1 protein-coding gene and 1 pseudogene are annotated in these 1,679 nt (G+C 33.2%); one reads left to right on the top strand and one right to left on the bottom strand.

Annotation, left to right across the window (positions count from 1 at the left end):
• Positions 1-359 precede the first annotated feature (359 nt).
• Positions 360-704 (bottom strand): hypothetical protein, encoded by a 345-nt coding sequence (locus tag J4P91_RS28585; RefSeq protein WP_167321109.1) that lies wholly within the window; start codon positions 702-704, stop codon positions 360-362.
• Between the two features lie 66 nt (positions 705-770).
• Between J4P91_RS28585 and J4P91_RS28580 the strand changes: the two are divergent.
• Positions 771-1,679 (top strand): annotated as a pseudogene (locus J4P91_RS28580) (lipase family protein); the annotation flags it as partial.

The raw sequence follows: 1,679 nt of genomic DNA, 5'->3' as shown, positions 1-1,679 counted from the left end.
CGTTTTCGTTTTATAAATCCGATTTCTCTTGCAAGTTCTTCTAAGAATACAGGTGTAACATATCGTTGTAATTCTTCTGCAAATGGTAGTAGTTCATCTTGAATCGAGGGAATCATAAGAAAACGTCATCCTTTCTAATTTATCTTGTTTAGAAAGGATAACGTTTTTTGGTATTTGAGGGTATTAAAATCTCTTGAGTTGATGGGCATGTATGGTGACCCCTATTTTGTCGGTGGGGGACGAATGTATTATGATGAGGTTGTTCACCTTTAAAGTATTAGTTTACACTTGTCCCTGCACATTGTGTGGGGATTTTTTTTATGAAGAAAAGACACCTTTATCATTAGGTGTCCAAAAATTTAATATTTTAATTCTAAACTTTTACTTTTAGAAATTGAACCTATTGTGTATTCGTCTCCGCCATATTGAATAGTTATGTTAAATGTTTTACTTTTATCGTCTTTAACGTGTCCAGAGATATAAATAGATTGTAAGTCTTTAGGCCCAAATTTATGTCCAGTAATTACTACATCTAAATCTTGTTTTTCTTTAAAGTATTTAACTGTTGTCTCTTTTGCTTCTTTTATTACTTGTTGTTCTTTTGTTGCTTCTTTATTTTTTTGATCCATATTACATCCTCCTAAAATACTTAAAATAAGTATAAACAATAAACAAAAACTAATTTTTTTTATAGTAATATCCATATTTATCCTCCATTAATGTTATCTTAATTATAAGAATATATCAAATATTGCAGGAGGGGAAATGTTTTGAGTAATAAAAATGAAGTTTTAGATTCTACTTTTTATCAATTAGCGGACACTGCGTATAAATCTGATAAAGATATTGATGAAGAAGTTGTTATTACTAATAAAGATGGTCAAAGTTTACAAACATGGGAAAAAGGAAAAACATTCCATGACGAACGAACAGGAATGGATGCTGTAGTATTTGAAAGAGTAGTAGATGGAAAAACACAAGTGATGGTAGCTTTTCGGGGAACCCAAGGGGACAAGATTCTAGTAGAAAATTCTCTAGGGATTCCGATGAAACCAGGAGAAGGAATGAAGGATTTAGAAACAGATATTGATTATTTTGTTACGCGTAGTAAAGGGGTACATGACCCAGCACCACCTCCAACAGCACCAGGAACGGAAGCTAATCATCCAGAGAAATACTGGAATGAAGAAAATAAACAATGGGAATATCATAATCAATTTGAACAAGCTGAAAAAGTAATGGAAAAAGTCAACGAACACTATAAGGATAAAAATGTAGAAGTATATGTTACAGGTCATTCTTTAGGGGGGCTTTAGCTGAGTATGTTTCGGCATTTGATGATAGTGTGAAATGTATGTCATGGAATGCGCCAAGTGCAAAACATTTACTACCACCTGATTTGCGTGAAAAAGCTGATAACGGTGAGTTTAAGGACAGAATAGTTAGTGTCGTTCATGGATCAGATACGATTGGTTATGGTCTATATGGTTCTTATGATGGTCATATTGGTTCTACATATGCTGTGTCACCACCTCCGTCGAAAGAGGATATAGAAGCCCTACGAAATCTGCCTCCATCACAACAACTTGCTTTATTACTAGTAAGATTTAAAGATTCTATTTCAGGCCCTGGGTATCATTATCAAGATAGTAAAAATAAAAACTTTCCATTTGGAAATG

This window comes from Bacillus sp. XF8, from assembly GCF_017498755.1.
GTDB classification, from domain to species: Bacteria; Bacillota; Bacilli; order Bacillales; family Bacillaceae_G; genus Bacillus_A; species Bacillus_A bingmayongensis.
Note: the sequence above shows the minus strand (reverse complement) of the source record. Positions and strands in the feature narration are given on the sequence as shown.

Coding starts and splice junctions, on each gene's coding strand:
- J4P91_RS28585 (WP_167321109.1), bottom strand. CDS start 704: ATGGATATTACTATAAAAAAAATTAGTTTTTGTTTATTGTTTATACTT.